General features: G+C 36.9%; 15 protein-coding genes. 10 read left to right on the top strand and 5 right to left on the bottom strand.

What is annotated here, in order from left to right; all coding sequences use genetic code 11:
• From B3139_RS00205 to B3139_RS00215, 3 genes are all read left to right on the top strand, one after another.
• Nucleotides 1-283 (top strand): hypothetical protein (locus B3139_RS00205; protein ID WP_293879062.1); only part of this gene is annotated, 283 nt, incomplete at its 5' end.
• Between the two features lie 549 nt (nucleotides 284-832).
• Nucleotides 833-1,396, top strand: coding sequence for a hypothetical protein (locus tag B3139_RS00210; RefSeq protein WP_293879063.1), 564 nt, complete (start codon nucleotides 833-835; stop codon nucleotides 1,394-1,396).
• A gap of 330 nt (nucleotides 1,397-1,726) precedes the next feature.
• Complete coding sequence (locus tag B3139_RS00215) at nucleotides 1,727-2,509, top strand: hypothetical protein (protein ID WP_293879065.1); 783 nt, start codon at nucleotides 1,727-1,729, stop codon at nucleotides 2,507-2,509.
• Between the two features lie 23 nt (nucleotides 2,510-2,532).
• Here the strand turns inward: B3139_RS00215 and B3139_RS00220 are convergent, their stop codons facing one another.
• Entirely contained in the window at nucleotides 2,533-2,724 is a 192-nt protein-coding gene (locus tag B3139_RS00220) for a hypothetical protein (protein WP_293879067.1), read from the bottom strand.
• A gap of 929 nt (nucleotides 2,725-3,653) precedes the next feature.
• Here B3139_RS00220 and B3139_RS21480 point away from each other — a divergent pair.
• From B3139_RS21480 to B3139_RS00230, 3 genes are all read left to right on the top strand, one after another.
• Nucleotides 3,654-3,818, top strand: coding sequence for a phosphatase PAP2 family protein (locus tag B3139_RS21480; protein WP_414711818.1), 165 nt, complete (start codon nucleotides 3,654-3,656; stop codon nucleotides 3,816-3,818).
• Between the two features lie 30 nt (nucleotides 3,819-3,848).
• The gene (locus B3139_RS00225) at nucleotides 3,849-4,322 is read left to right on the top strand and encodes a phosphatase PAP2 family protein (RefSeq protein ID WP_293879068.1); all 474 of its coding nucleotides are present in this window, start codon (nucleotides 3,849-3,851) and stop codon (nucleotides 4,320-4,322) included.
• A gap of 576 nt (nucleotides 4,323-4,898) precedes the next feature.
• Nucleotides 4,899-5,732 carry a hypothetical protein gene (locus tag B3139_RS00230; protein ID WP_293879070.1) on the top strand — a complete coding sequence of 278 codons (834 nt, stop codon included), beginning with the start codon at nucleotides 4,899-4,901 and terminating at the stop codon, nucleotides 5,730-5,732.
• Between the two features lie 428 nt (nucleotides 5,733-6,160).
• Here B3139_RS00230 and B3139_RS00235 read toward each other — a convergent pair whose 3' ends face one another.
• The 3 genes from B3139_RS00235 to B3139_RS00245 all read right to left on the bottom strand — a co-directional run bounded on the left by B3139_RS00235 (nucleotide 6,161) and on the right by B3139_RS00245 (nucleotide 7,732).
• Nucleotides 6,161-6,616: a DoxX family protein gene (locus tag B3139_RS00235; protein ID WP_293879072.1), complete on the bottom strand. Its 456-nt coding sequence runs from the start codon at nucleotides 6,614-6,616 to the stop codon at nucleotides 6,161-6,163.
• A gap of 51 nt (nucleotides 6,617-6,667) precedes the next feature.
• Nucleotides 6,668-7,234, bottom strand: coding sequence for a Crp/Fnr family transcriptional regulator (locus tag B3139_RS00240; RefSeq protein WP_293879074.1), 567 nt, complete (start codon nucleotides 7,232-7,234; stop codon nucleotides 6,668-6,670).
• Nucleotides 7,235-7,597: 363 nt separating this feature from the next.
• Nucleotides 7,598-7,732, bottom strand: a complete 135-nt coding sequence (locus B3139_RS00245; RefSeq protein WP_293879076.1) for a hypothetical protein — start codon at nucleotides 7,730-7,732, stop codon at nucleotides 7,598-7,600.
• 535 nt (nucleotides 7,733-8,267) lie between these two features.
• Here B3139_RS00245 and B3139_RS00250 point away from each other — a divergent pair.
• The 4 genes from B3139_RS00250 to B3139_RS00260 all read left to right on the top strand — a co-directional run bounded on the left by B3139_RS00250 (nucleotide 8,268) and on the right by B3139_RS00260 (nucleotide 11,934).
• Nucleotides 8,268-9,062, top strand: coding sequence for a DUF2711 family protein (locus tag B3139_RS00250; RefSeq protein WP_293879078.1), 795 nt, complete (start codon nucleotides 8,268-8,270; stop codon nucleotides 9,060-9,062).
• A 342-nt stretch (nucleotides 9,063-9,404) separates the two neighbouring features.
• Entirely contained in the window at nucleotides 9,405-10,532 is a 1,128-nt protein-coding gene (locus B3139_RS00255) for a serine hydrolase domain-containing protein (protein ID WP_293879080.1), read from the top strand.
• Nucleotides 10,533-10,700: 168 nt separating this feature from the next.
• Nucleotides 10,701-10,967 (top strand): thioredoxin family protein, encoded by a 267-nt coding sequence (locus tag B3139_RS21485; protein WP_414711817.1) that lies wholly within the window; start codon nucleotides 10,701-10,703, stop codon nucleotides 10,965-10,967.
• Nucleotides 10,852-11,934, top strand: coding sequence for a hypothetical protein (locus B3139_RS00260; RefSeq protein ID WP_293879082.1), 1,083 nt, complete (start codon nucleotides 10,852-10,854; stop codon nucleotides 11,932-11,934). The genes B3139_RS21485 and B3139_RS00260 overlap by 116 nt, the downstream gene beginning before the upstream one ends.
• 222 nt (nucleotides 11,935-12,156) lie before the next feature.
• On the opposite strand, the gene B3139_RS00265 is transcribed toward B3139_RS00260, so the two are convergent.
• The gene (locus B3139_RS00265; protein ID WP_293879084.1) at nucleotides 12,157-12,837 is read right to left on the bottom strand and encodes a DUF421 domain-containing protein; all 681 of its coding nucleotides are present in this window, start codon (nucleotides 12,835-12,837) and stop codon (nucleotides 12,157-12,159) included.
• Between the last annotated feature and the right edge of the window lie 114 nt (nucleotides 12,838-12,951).

Below are 12,951 nucleotides of genomic sequence, written 5' to 3' on the forward strand. Positions count from 1 at the left end.
TTTTATTTTGGACGGTAGTGTCTATGAATCAAAAGTTGAAAGCTTTCTTAGTGGCTACCGAAAGGTAAGAGCGATTACGGAAAAAGAAATTAAACTAATTTCAGAGGCTGGGGCAGCTATTTTTGCTTTTTATCTCGGCGTTCAAGCACAAAGATTTGATTGGTCGAATATCTTTTTGACAGAAAACTACCTGAAAATGTTTGTTGGAAGAATAAAAACCTGGAAAGAATATTATGCATCAAAAAAAAAGGTAATTGTGGCTAACAATGGCAATACACTTTAATTCGATAATGATAGCCCTCTCCTATCAAAAGGCTCTTCCATGGTCATTCATACTTGATCTGTCAATGTAAAACATTTTTACTACTCAGATCATGCATAGTCAAATATTCGGTGACAGAAAACTTCTCGACCGCTAGTAATGCATTTTCGACATCTAGAAATAATTTTCATCCGTCGAGTAATCAGCAGCAAATTTAAGCAGATATGAAGTGAACTTCTCTTCCATAAGCATCGCGAAGTTTAAATAAATAGGCCTCACCTATCAAAGGATCAAAATGAATAGTATTATCGCCAAACGACGTTACACTTGTTACATTGCCACGAGTGCGATGGGTGTATATCCATAGGTTTTACTAATCCTGACTCTACACTTTTGGGTAGTAATTCTCCATCAATGACACTTTCTATCGCAGATTTATTTATCTTAATGGCTAAATTATATTATCAAGTGAAAAGATATTTAGTATTTGTTGCTCAACAAATGTTTGTGAGTGTGATTTTATAGAGTAATTAAGCCTAAAATTAATTAATAACATAAACAATAATCAGCATGAAGAGTAAATTATTACTATTCCCCTCTTTATTAGCAATCTTAATAAGTTGTTCGAAAAGGGTAAACGATCCTTTTATTCCTGAGGAGAAAAACCAGTTGGACAGTATTTATCAAGCTCCTAAAGATCCATTTTTGGGAATTCCGGAAAAGACGTCTGTGGTACATGTGCAAACCAGTATTGTTAACTACAACCAATGGCAAAACTTCTTCGTATCACCAGAAAAAATGACTATTGTGATGTGGCCAAGCCATGACAAAACATTAGTCATAAAAGATGTCGACAAGGCTATTCAAGGCATTGCCATTGATAAAGAGTCGAATACTGAAGTCAAAACAGATAATATCACAATCGCTTCCGGCATTACATTTCAAGATTATTACCCGGGCAAATATCTTATAGCGGTGATTATGAGCGACGAGAAAGGGCAGGGTAAAAAAGCCTACAGCAGTAAAGAAATTACAATAAAAGAATATGGAAAATATTATATGCACAAAATATTTTCATTTGATGCGAAAGAAAGAGAATTTGAAGAATGGTCACCAAAAATAATAGAGAAATGAGAATAAAACTGACGTTAATACTCTTCCTTAGCCTCTTATTAAATCGGGTAATAGGACAAGTGATTAGTGGTGAGGCAACCCCATGTCCAGAGACAAATTATACCTACTCTTTTAGTTGACCTTCCTTCGGCAATTATTTTTTATGGTCGATTACCGATGGCCAAATTATTAGCCAAAATTCAAATACCGTTGTTGTTAGATGGTATAACAAGGTGACCGAAAATGGAAAATGGAAACTTCGTGTTCAATACGAAACGATAAAATCTGATGGAACATCGGGAGGTTCCACTTATTTGGATAAAGATGTGAAGGTGAACATACCTTCGCGCTATGTTATATGGGGATAGAGAAATTCCAGGTAATTTTAGAGGGATTAAAACTTATACAGCGCAAATAGTTAATTCAAATTTTCCTGCCGCAACATTTGTATGGACTACAAATACGGGTATTCAGACGACAACGACTACTCCATCGTTTAATGTAAATATCACCGATGATCAATTGAAGTGGATTAGCGTTGCTGGGAAAAGTTCTACGTGTCCGCAATGGGGTGAAACCTTTAAATTTGATATAGTATATACCCCTGTATTTACAGGACCATCGTCTATTTGCTCTGAAGGAATCTACACAATTACTAGTCCTGGTACTATAACCCTTGAAAACGCATCAGGGATTGCGACGTTGACTGCTTTAGGAAATAATCAGTGGAAAGTGACAAGGATGGGTAATGCGGTAGGAACCGTGTATCTTAGATCGACTTCTTCTGGCAAAGTTTTTAATTATCCCATTCAGGTAAACTCAGAAATGAAAGGGACAATTAGTGGACCAGCTTTAATAAAACAGGGTTGGGCAGACAGAACATTTACATTTTCTCCTGAGCCTGGAACAAATTATACTAACATTAGTTGGGATGTGTATGCTGGAGCCATTGATATCACACAAGTTGATGAATTTACACTTAAAATTTCAGTGCCATCAAACTACCCGTTGCAAGACACTTATAATGGTGATGAAATTCCGATTGTTATCAAAGGATATGGTGAATGCGGTCTAATGCAAAAGAATTATAGTTTCAAAATTATTCCTCGACAACCATCTCCCATTCCACAATAAGAACAAAAGCCTAGACTAATAATCTAGGCTTTTACTATTAAATCAACCCGATAAACAACATGGTCGGTTAAATTTAGTACCTCACCTGGCGAAACATTAAATTCGATAATACCCTCCAATCCATCATCAAGTGTGATCGATAAGTCTCCAACATGAACTACCGAGCCCCTCAATATAGTTCCCTCATCAAGAACGTATAGATCTGAAGTGATCATATTAACGCGGTTCTTTTTCACTCACTAGCTAAACTCTTCCTTAGTCATCTGCTTGACACGGCTAGCCAAATCACGCGCTCCCTGCAGTTCGTCGAAAGCAATATCTGGAAATTCTTCCTTTAATGTCGATTCGTACAAATTCCAATTGCCTGTGCCGATATGTTTCCACGTGTCAAATCAAGGACTAACTGATCTAACTGTACTGGCTTCACCCGCCCCTACCTACCTCTGACACTAAATGGAAAAGGAGATGGCCGAACAACTCACGGTTTCTTTCCCCAGACTTTTAACAGAGTAACCAGCATCAATAGCGACGATACTACACCTGAAATAATGATCCATTTTATATTCACGTGGCCGTCAAAAAAGTAGAAGACAACATAGCATACTAAGAAGTAGACTATAAAAAATATTATTATATATGTAAGATTTTTCATTTACTGCTAATTCAATGGTGTAGTAGGTAGTAAGTCCCAAACCTTCGGAGCAATTACTCCATTGATTAATATTTGCTCTTCGAGAAGAAGAAGTTTAGAAACCACTTCATTAGGAATAATTCGAAAAGCGCTTTACCAACACTGTGTCGCTATAATCAATTAGAGATTTTGGTCATCTTTTTTTTATTATTATTTTTCAGGATTAATAATAAGCTCCACTTTCAGCCATTTTACTTTTCTAAATATACCTATAAAAAGATAATAAAACACTTGAAATATAATATTTTACAATTTATTTTTAACGCGATTCCTCTAAGTTATTAATCTCATTCCTATAAAAAACATGACTCGTTTTTTTGCTTTTCTCAATATGTAGCATAGCTCTTACAATGATCATTTGGAATTCGGTAAAAAAAACGTGTACGTCAGTTTCGAGAATATTGTTTTTATTCAATAATTCGAGAATAAGTACATGATGATAAAACAACTGCTATTTATTTTTCTATCCTCATTATTGTCTTAACCATAATTGGTCGCGTCCTTTCAGGAGTGCATTGGTTTACTGATGTTATGGGAGGTCTGTTACTTGGCTCTTCGCTGACGATGCTTTACTACAGTATTGTCCAACGTTTAAAGCTTTCAGAACAAATTCTTTAATTACACGCCGTACAAATTATCGTACAAACTATGCTAAAAAATTTGCTATCATCTATTCTGCTAATTTATTTACATCAGGGAGCAAATGCGCAACCGCGCGAAAGTGTTAAAACATCTACGGATGTACAGATGTTCACAGCACCAGCTGCCGGTTTCATTACTACCCTCGCACTAAAAGATTACAAGGTGAACAGAGGACTGATTTCACCGGGTCCAACCAGTATTGCAGTTACATATATTTTGAAATATACGATAAAAAAACAGCGACCTGATCATAGTGACACACACTCCTTTCCATCCAACCACACAGCAATATCATTCCAGGGAGCATCATTTATAGCTCAACGGTATGGGGGTAAATATAGTCTCCCCGCGTATTTGATTTCAGGGTATGTCGGATGGGGACGTATTTATAGCAAAAGAAATGATACCGCGGACGTAATCGCAGGGGCTGCAATCGGGATAGGCAGCGCACTCATCTGCACACGCCGCTTGTTAAAGTAGGCTAAACTGAATATTGCTCCCACATTAATGACAAATGGAAATATAGGGTTCTATTCCTCCATAAATTTTTAAAAATGTAAAACTTTTAGATATTCCGATGAAAGTACGCCAGTCAGACGTGCCGTCACGCTACTGTTCTAGAACGTTTACATTCAATCTTAATGATTTTTTCTAGATCTCAAAAACCTTACCTCTTAAAGCTACTCTATGCGTAGAAGGGCTATACCTCTTTGCGACACACTCATTCATCTTCTTTATAAACGTCTATTTTCTGGCAATTGTTGGCCTTCTATTTCTTTTAATGTTCTAATACAATTTTACTTCCATACTTTATGGAATAAATAATTCATTATATTGGCAGTATATATAACGAGTATTATATCAAACATATACTGGATAAAATTAATAGAATGTTAAGACAAAAACTAAGATTTCACAACCCTAAACAAATTTTTACACTAAATTAGATACAAAAGTTGCCTTGTCGAGGTGAACATGCGATATAATTAATATCGCTACAGCTTTACCAAATTGTCAATATTAGCTAGGAGAATTTATAGATATACATCCCACATTATGTTACGTAATCCATTAATAAAAGCGTTTAAAAAGCAAATTGAGAAAACCAAAAGAGATGGTATAGACCAGCAAATGCTAGAGCAGTATTTTGAGCTCATTAAACAAAGCATACAAGATGACATAAAAGATGGGTATCAAGAAACCATTGCAAGAAATCTGACGCTGGGCATCGGTTTTCACGCGGGAGATTACCCTAAACATTTGATACTGAATGGTAAAAAAGATGGTTGGAAATACATTACCCGCCATCTTTTATGGCAAGGGCATATTTTGCAAAAACTATTTCACTACAAAGAAGTTACTCCACGAACGGTCGGCTGTATAATGGGGTTGTCGCTTCTTTGGAATATGACAGATCTGACACAACTATCAAGAGAATACTTCCAGTTTTTATTTGAAGCAGAACAGGATAAATATAAACAAAAAGAAGTTCATCATCTGTTTATGGCGATACTATTCGATTTATATTCCCATAATGAAATTAATATGAGCTTGTATGCAGGTTTACCCAACGATATTGTTTACCGACGGTTTTTAGATAATTGGAATTCTCCAGATGAGAAAGTAGTAAGTGAATTGCTTTTGGAAATATGTGATCATCATGTATATAGTTCATTGGATCTCAAAGACAAATTCAGTGAGATACTTTCACTCAATTTTATACCGTATGAGATCAGGCTGATTGAAAAGATAAGAAAGAGAAGTGGATTAAGCGATATAAAAATTGACCATCCCCTTCTTCAAACTCCATTGGCGGAAATCCCAGAAAAAGCATATGAATGGGATCTTTCCAAAGATGAGGTTTTTCAATATCTACTACAGAGAGAGTAATCCATCATTACGCGATCGAGAAGACCGCCGTTTATCGAAAAGGTTTTCCATGATCGTCCACAACTGCCGCGTCTTCCGCTATCATTACTTCAACCTGGGTGATTACTACTTTTGGAAAAAGACTTCATAATATTTATTCATTTATCCGGAGTAATGGTAATTCGGCATTTTTTTATTTTTTTTTTAAAACCAAAGAGGATTCGATATTGTATTAATAGTACTTTTCAAAAATAGGTAGTAATTAGGAAGCCTTGAGATCCTCCCAGACTCAAGGTTTTTTTATTCATCATAGCCCAACTCATCAAGAATAATAGCAAGTTCAGCGGTTGTCAACCAGCTCTCTTTGTTACATCACATTACCCATTCGCCATTGCGAAAATCTACATCCATTATAAATATATTTAACTCTATTCTTGGCATAGTTTAAATCAATATTTACTGATTGCCGATAGGTAAGTCCAGACAATGAAGAATAGCTGTAACGGTATTCTGAACCAAAGATAAGTGACTCCATTCCCATTAAATGTAGCCTTTTGATAATCTATTTGTTTTATGGAAGCATAAATATTTGCAGGAAGTACCAATATCAGGAATACTATAAGTAACCAAGCAGTTAAAGTCCGATAATTTGGAAATAGAAGTCCAAAGGCAAAAATAATTTCTGCAGTTCCTGTTAGATAAACACTTTCTGTTTTGAACGGGATAAATCCAGGTATCATTAAAGCCATTCCCTTTGTAAACGCAAAATGCCCAATAGCAGAAAATATCAACATTGCAAACATAGCTATTCTGCCCGATAAAGCACATTGACAAGTACCATAAAGTAATTTCGTAACCAATAGGGAAACAGCAAACACACCAAGTAAAACAATTAACGGTTTCATTTTTTATAGGCAAAGTTCGTTTATTGCTTTAGAGAAATCAATGAACCCAAGTTAAGAAATTCGTCTGCGTATTCTACTTAATGCTTGTGGTGTAATACCAATGTAAGAAGCAATATATTTCAGTGGTATTTCTTTTATAAGCTCCGGTCGCTCGGTAAAGAGATTTAAGTATCTCCTTTCAGCGGTTTCATTCAACAGAGAAAGCTCTCTTTGCGACTTTTTCAAAAACAATTCTTCGCTGGCTTGTCGCCCAATTGCATTACCGATTTTTGTTTTCTTGTAAATTTCTTGCAGATCATCAAAGGTAAGTTGCCAAAGTGTTGTTTCTGTTAAGGTTTCTATATAGTAAGTTGAGGGATTTCGAGTTAAAAAGGAATTGTACCCGCTTACAAAATTGTTATTAAATGCAAACGAAAAAGTAAGGTCATTTTCTTCTTTTGGGATGTAGAAACGCACAATTCCTGTTTCAATGAACGACAGATTATTTTCTATTTGACCCGACTTTAAGAGGATATGTTTTTTAGGAAAATTCTGCCTTGTAAGTTTAGAATAAAAAACCTGCCAATCATGGTCTGTTAGCTCAAATCTCCTTTCAAAATATTTTCGGATTAGTTCCATTGAAGCTGTTAATCAATTACATTTTACAAATGTACATCACTACCGTCGAAAACGATTAGGAAAAACGCATAAAAAAGCGAGGAATTATGAATTCAAAAAATATTATATTAAATAAACTTAATTCGTTATAAGTTCATGCTCTTTCTTGATCGATCCATTCAGGTAGTTTCTTCAAAAATAGTTCTCGTTCATTTGTCGAATAGAGAAAATACAGCTCATCTTGAATTGGAAATTTGTAACATTTGAAATAGGGCTTTTTATGTTCTTTCCAATCGTCAATGTCTTCTTGCGAATAAATACAGCTTTCTTCCGTTTCTCCAATATACTTTAACAGTTCAGTTTTCTTTGGGTTGTCAGCTGTTTTTAAATATTGGTAGCATTCTTTAATTTCTGCCGAAACCAAATATTCGTCATCAAATCCAATTCCGCTGTCAAATCGATATTTTTAGCTTCAAAAGACAACCAGACGGTTTCAGGTGAATTTACCTTCTTTCCCATATTTTCGCCATTCCTTTTCCTCTGCAAAAAGATATTGCACGATTTCATAGTCCGTTTGTTTAAGATCATTGTAAATCGCAATATTGAGTCTTAATCGGTCAAAGTGTTTTGAACCTATGGCGTCTCTATCAAAGCGATAATTGTCCAAGAGCTTTGGGTTCTATCGAACTAACTCGAGTTCAGTTTTATAATTTTCTACTACTGTCAAGGTGTGTTGGTATTATTGTACATAACTCTCAAATATACGCATTCAACAAATTATAAAATAGATGCTTTGTAAATCTTTCGGGCATTGAAACTTTCTGCTTAATATTCAATGGGCAGAATTGCCGGACTTGAATGGTCGTCAGTTTTCGAAACTGAACAATTAACGGTACCCAAATCTCCAATTAGGAGAAGATCATTCACCCCGAGCGGCAGTTATGACACATTCTTTGTTCCAAAGGTCCAGGCGGCTTTCTTGAATTTTCAGCTCTCCATCAAATTACATATATTAGATTTGAAATAAAGGCTATTCATATTTAACCAAGATTTTATGGGCAACATATTTGACGAAGAAAAGTTATATCCTTATGAAGGGCCGATAAAAAAGCATTTCGAAGAACATTTTGACAGGGTTTTCATTGCATTCCTCCCCTTCTTCCAACTTGATAGAGCGGAAACTGATAAAAGTAATCTAAAAAAGGCTAAGTTACTATCGAACGAAGAAGCGTTGAAAAAAATTGATTTTTTAAAAAGCCTTCCCGAGGCTAATAGGGATATCTATAATTACGACAATGAACGATATCCTGATAACAAAGTTATTTTTACGGAGGGTAAAGCAATACCGTGGAAAAATATCGTGAATGGTTCAACCCTGACGTGCTATGCTGAACTTAATACGGCCCTAAGGACTTCTATAGGCGGCCTAAATCGAAATTTTACGAGGCCGGATCTTATGGAAAAGCTGAACAATTATACAGATCGCGAAACTATCTACCACCCAACCGAAGGTACGTTTGGTATACTTTCAAAGATGGCTATCCACAGCGCCTTCAAACTCCTAGAAAAAAACCAGATCATGATAACTGACGAATTTTATGAAAACACCTCAATTGTGGATCTTGATCGCTTAACTGAATATGAATTCTGTGATGAGATTGGCGGCAAAGATTATTATCTATACTCGGCTGATAAAGAAATTCTGTTTACCATTGAGTGGGATAGCTTCTTCTTTCTCATCGCAACGGATCATAAAAAAATGGATCAGCTTATCGCCAGCCATTTGTTTGAGGGTTTTCTCTGTAATGAAAATACAGATCATTATTGGGAATATAATGTTGAGATATAAAATAACCATTAAAAGAGTGCAATCAAAGTGTAGAAAATCATGATGGAATGCAGTGTATACAGATATTTGGAAAAAGTTGCTGACAGATCGGTCTTTCCATCTTCCGCCATCTGCATAATGCTGCTATCGCAAAAGACAAAATTTTCATACCCGCCATAATTTTTTCAAATTAGTTGATTACGTCAATTTTTCGACGGAGTGTAGAGTCAAAACTTAACCCTCGTCAATCTTTTTCAAGGTGTTTATTCTTAGCTTTGAAATTTAAAGTTTTAAAATATTAAACAATTGATAGAATGTTATACCGAAGATGCCTTTTGCGATCCCTAAATGAATAGAAATATTATGAAGATAAAAGTTTTTATTTTGCTGATAGGTTCTTTGATTTCGTCTAATAAATCTCCGGCGCAGGTTAGAACTGATAACCCTCTTCGATCCGAACTTGACCATGCTGTCGATCGGGCGGCACTGCAATATATGTCAGACACTACCGCAATCGGTCTTAACATTGGAATTATATTCAGAGGAAAAACACGCAGTTACCATTACGGAGAAAATGTTAAGGGTAGCGGTAAATTACCATCTGATGATTTGTATTATAATATCGGGTCAATCGCAAAGACGTTTACAGGCACTCTGCTTGCCCAAGCGGTTATAGACAAACGAATAGGTCTACATGATGACATCCGGAAATACCTTCCCAGTATCTATCCAAATCTTCAATATCAGGGACATCCCGTTACGGTGGTCCATTTGGCTAACCACACATCGGGTCTGCCGGGTATTATCCGAGATCTTTATCCTGAGGAAAAAAATAAACTGCGCGAATTAAGCTTTGCAGGACAGGCTGATTATTTATCACATTACAATGCAGATAGCTTGCTGAAAGATCTCCATAATGTCGTTCCAGATACCATACCTGGCACCAGGTATCGCTACAACACAAATGGAGTTATGCTTTTGCAATACATTTTAGAACGGGTGTACCATCGCAATTACGCAAAACTGACAACAGAATATTTGAAGACGCGGTTGAACCTTCAAGAAATTACTCCTATATTGAACAGAAAGCAGATGAAGCTAACTGCTCAAGGTTATACCAAAGACCGTAAGCCACAATCATATGTCAACTTAGAAGGTTATTACATAGGGCCAAGTATGAACGGTACAATGCGTGATTTGCTCGGCTATGTTAAAGCGCAGCTGGACGAGCGTGAGCCGGCAATTCGTTTTTCTCACCAACTGACCTGGACTGGTGCAAACGGTTTCGCTATTGGGCTAAACTGGATGTATAATACCGAAAACGGTATCCACTATTTTTACCATGACGGAAATACAAAATTGGGCTTCAACAGTTTATGTACTATTTATCCGGCGCAACAATTGGGAATATTTATTATCGCTAATGATGTGCATAGTCCGGAAAAAATCAGGCATATGGAAAATATTATTTTTGATGCTGTTAAACAATAGTGTTCTCTATATTTACAACATACTTCAAAATGAGCAGACCATACATAAATTTATTACTTTAGTATTGTATACTGTTGCTTTTTCTAAATGGTGGAAAAATGAAGCCATCTTTATTCATTGTAAAGTATTTATAAGAATGCTTTAAAATAATTATTACTTGTTTAAACTATGCGAAAGACGATATTATTGATTTCTATACTTTCTGGCTTTTGCATCATTGTGCTTGGGCAGAATAGGGCCTCGGGCATTATTTTTTTTAAGGGTAACTTTAAAGAAGCGCTCGCTGTAGCACAGCAAAAAAAACTGCCGGTATTTGTAGATGTGTATACAGACTGGTGTGCACCCTGCAGAAGAATGGAGCAGGAAGTCTTTTTACCGCCCGGAGGTGGCTGCATTCTACAACGAGCACTTTATTTGCTTTCGGCTGGATGCTGAAAAAGGTGAAGGACCTGCGCTGGCAAAAAAATATGGTGTTAGCGCATACCCGACCTGGCTGTACCTAGAAGCAGACGGTATGTTGCGCAGTAGGAAAACAGACTTTCTTACGGGGGCAGAGTTCATCAAATTAGGGAGTACTGTACTCGGCAATAATGCAACATATGCACAGCTTTCAGCATTGGAAACGCAATTCAGTAAAGGCGACCGTAGCGCAGACTTTCTGCGCTCTTACCTCGAATTGCGGACAGCCGCACAATTGGATAATGCAGCGGTTATGGATGCCTATCTTTATGCTCTTGGCCCTAATAAGGCAGGACCTGAGCTCATCAGGTTCCTCATCAAAAATGCCGGACGGACTTGGTCCGCAGCCATACCATATATTGCTCAGCATTTGGTCTCCTTAGATAATGCAGCTCAAAAGCAGCTGCCGGGCGAGTTTTTTGACGAACATTTGTATTTCGCCTGGGGGGATGCTGTAAAGGAGAAGGACACCGTTACGGCAGTGAGAGCGATGGCGGCAGCAGAAAAGGTATATCCTTTATTGGACGAGGCTAAACAACTGACCTGGAACCGTTCGGCTTTATACCATTGCAAAAATCTCCAGTTAAAAGCCGGTTTAAAAACAGCAGGCTACCGGCTTGCCAAGGTTCAAATGGCCATTGATACCGCTTATGCCCGGCAGCAGGATAAAATTCTTTTGGATCAGGTCATGGCGCCTTTCCGCTCACGCAAGCAAGACAGTACGAAAATCCCTGGGTTTGCTGAGGAAAAAAAGTTAGCCGCTACGCAGTACTCCGGTAAAACAGCCAGCATATTATATGAAACAGCTCTAGCATTTGCAGATGTGCTGCCTACAGATGATCCAGCATTGACGGATGCAAGGAAATGGGCGGAAAGAGCTGTATTATTGGTGCCTAATGAGCATACTAGAGCGCTTTTTCATCGATTAAGAGATAGGCGTTGATGAAATATTTTAACTAAACCTGTCACCATCAAACGACTGTATTGTTCTAGAACGGGGCGATGTAGGCTAGATGTTCAAGTTCTAACATAATTTAAACCATATTTGTTCCATGGCAAAGTTCGTTAACGTAATTTTTATAGCCTTTTTAAAAGAATCTTGTTCATATTCTTAAGATTGCGCTTTCTGCGCGGAGAATGAATATTTTTACAGAAACTAACATCCCTAAACTCTTCTCGAATTCATGGCTTTACTCCATTGCTTTCTATGACACCTAGTACAGGATTCAGAATCGCTATCAAAACTAAACACAACATGGCCACAATACATACATGCAAATGGTCCTTCAGAATTGGATACATCGACCATTTTATAGGAGGAAGGGAACAATGGTAGCCCATATCTGACGTCATCATCAGCATAGAATAAAACGCTTAATGTCCCATCAATCTCTAGAACCCCTTCCTTAACCTGACCCAAATGTTCAACATTTAAATTTCGGAGTTCTGAAAAGAACTCCATTCTCGAAAAATTGTCATCATTTTCATGTTTTATGTGAAATACTCCGTCCTTCACAATGGGTAAAACTTTACCCTCTAATAAATGAGTGATCACCTCAGACTTGTACGTGAGCCAAGTTATCAACTTGTAGACTGAAATTACACAGATAAAAACAACAACCGAATAGGAAATGGGCAAATCTTCCTGAAACATCGGATCTCCCGCGGCGGAGCCAAGACTGATAATAATCGCAACCTCAAAAACAGTTAGCTGTCGAACACCTCTCCTACCTGAAAGTCTCAGTATGATCAAAATCAGAAGAAACATTATTATCGTTCTCGCTGCAATTTCCACAAGGAATGAGCCTTCCACTCCGTCCGAGAATATTTTGTCTATATCAATCATTGCCTCTCAAATAACTAAATCTTAAAAACATTATCACATTTATTCCTTAAACATTCCTCGGATTGCAATAGTTCATCACTCGAGAAAAACAACATAAACAAGGATCTTTTATAT

The organism is Sphingobacterium sp. UBA1498 (assembly GCF_002325125.1).
Lineage (GTDB): Bacteria > Bacteroidota > Bacteroidia > Sphingobacteriales > Sphingobacteriaceae > Sphingobacterium.